Source organism: uncultured Limnohabitans sp. (assembly GCF_937889215.1).
Classification (GTDB): Bacteria; Pseudomonadota; Gammaproteobacteria; order Burkholderiales; family Burkholderiaceae_C; genus Limnohabitans_A.
Window position 1 is genome coordinate 1 of the sequence record NZ_CALBEX010000579.1, and the last position, 2,389, is coordinate 2,389.

At 57.8% G+C, this 2,389-nt stretch carries 1 protein-coding gene; it reads left to right on the plus strand.

Annotated features, from left to right (window positions below):
- Positions 1 to 166: 166 nt before the first annotated feature.
- On the plus strand, positions 167 to 2,293 hold the full coding sequence (locus Q0341_RS14605) for a VC_2705 family sodium/solute symporter (protein WP_299514784.1): 2,127 nt from the start codon (positions 167 to 169) through the stop codon (positions 2,291 to 2,293).
- Positions 2,294 to 2,389 lie beyond the last annotated feature (96 nt).

Here is a 2,389-nt window from a genome sequence, read left to right on the forward strand (position 1 = left end):
TACGTGGGCATTTGCGGTCAGGGCCCCAGCGACCACCCGGACTTTGCGCATTGGTTGATGGACCAGGGCATCAGCTCGATCTCGCTCAACCCCGACACCGTCATCGAAACCTGGACCAATTTGGGGCGTTGAACCCCAAGCCAGCATCTTTGATCAGGACAAGGCAATGAGCAAACCCATGGAAGTCGTCATTTCTTCGGCTTACCGCTGGCGATTGCACCGCAATGTCCTGATTTACGTGGTTTTTTTGCTGGCTTTGATCGGGTCCATGGCTTGGGCTGAGCGCATGGGCTTGTCGCGCAATTTGATCGGCCCGATCTTCCTGTTCAGCACGGTCATGATCTACGCGCTGATTGGCATTTCGGGCAGAACCACGGACGAGGACGAGTACTACGTTGCAGGGCGGCGCATCCCCGCCATGTACAACGGCATGGCCACGGCCGCCGATTGGATGAGCGCGGCGTCCTTCATCAGTTTGGCGGGCGCACTGTATTTGCAGGGTTTTTCCGGCAGCGGCAATCAGCCAGGTGGCTTGGCCTATGTGATGGGCTGGACGGGTGGTTTTTGCCTGGTGGCATTGCTGATTGCCCCGCACTTGCGTGCCATGCGCTTGTACACATTGCCAGATTATTTTGACCAGCGTTATGGCGGGCGATGGCCCCGAGTGATTGCAGCACTGGCATCGGTGCTGTGCTCATTCACGTACGTGGTGGCTCAGATTTACGGTATTGGCCTCATTGCCTCGCGCCTGACCGGCGTGCAATTCGAAATCGGCATTTTGTTGGGCTTAGGCGGTGTTTTGTTGTGCTCGTTTCTCGGCGGGATGCGGGCCATCACTTGGACCCAGGTGGCCCAGTACATCATGCTGTTGCTGGCCTTTCTCATTCCGGTGTCGTGGTTGGCTTACAAGCAGCTGGGCAATCCGGTCGCCTCCTTGGTTTACGGTTCACAACTGTCGGCCATTGCTAGCATTGAAAAACGCCTGATGGACGACCCCGCTGAGCTTGAAGTGAGGCACGAATATGCCCAAAGGGCCAAGTTGTACGCCTTGCGATTGCAAGACGTGGATGCATCCATGAAAGCCCTGAGGCTGGAGCTGGAAGAAAAAATCCGCACGCTCAAAGCCCAAGGGGCTGACTTTGCGAGCGTTGCCCAGGTTCGCCGAGAGCTTTTGGCTGTACCTTACGAAGCCTCTGCAGCGCGCGAGCAATGGACGCGTGCCATGCGCGACAACTTGGAGCGGGCGCGTCCTTTGGGCGGGATGCCACCCCATACCCAGGCCTTCATCGGTCAGCCTGACGGTGGACTGGCACAGGAAAAATTGTTCAGTGAGTCTCGTCTAAATTTTCTGGCCCTGGTGTTTTGCCTGATGATTGGCACGGCTGGTTTGCCGCATTTGTTGACGCGCTTCTACACCTCTCCTTCGGTGGCTGAAACCCGCAGCTCAGTGGCCTGGTCCTTGTTTTTCATTGGCTTGATTTACCTGAGCGTGCCCGCCTTGGCTGTCCTGGTGAAGTTTGAGGTGCTCAACACCTTGGTGGGCAGCAGTTTTGCTGACTTGCCCAGTTGGATGGCGCAATGGGCCAGGCTGGATTCTGCTTTGCTGGAATTTTCGGACGTCAATGGCGATGGCATTTTGCAATTGGGCGAGCTCAAGCTTGGGGCGGACATGATCATGTTGGCCACGCCCGAATTGGGCGGCATGCCGTTCGTGGTGTCTGGCTTGGTGGCGGCCGGCGGGCTGGCAGCCGCTTTGTCGACCGCCGATGGTTTGCTGTTGACCATCAGCAATGCCTTGGTGCGCGACATGCGGCCCAACGGCGTCAACGGGCCCAAGTCATCCGAGGGGCGAGTGATCCTGTCCAAGTTTGCTTTGCTGGCTGTCGCGATGTTGGCGGCGGTGGTGGCGGCTTTCAAACCGGCTGAAATCCTGGCCTTGGTTTCGGCCTCATTTTCACTGGCGGCATCGGCCTTTTTCCCAGGCATGGTACTGGGCATGGTTTGGCACCGTGTGCACCGCTGGGCCGTGGTGCTGGGCATGTTGTCGGGTTTGGGGGTCACGATCTTTTACATGGTGGTCAATGCGCCCGGTTTCCGGCAATTTTGGGCATTGGACCCCTATGGCGGCTTGTGGTGGGGCATTCAGCCCTTGTCCGCAGGCGTGTTTGGGGTCCCGGTTGGGTTTGCGGTCATGGTGCTGGCCACCTGGCTCATACCGCATCGCCTGATGGGTCAAAATCTGCGCTCACAGCCCATTCTGGCCGACCGGGGCAACATCTATCCGGGACTGTGAAGATCAGGCTATAATTTGAGGATTCGCCTTGCTGCACCCCGTCAGACGCTGGGGGCAGCTATTCCAACCATTTGGGTTAACCTCAAGGAGTCTCAA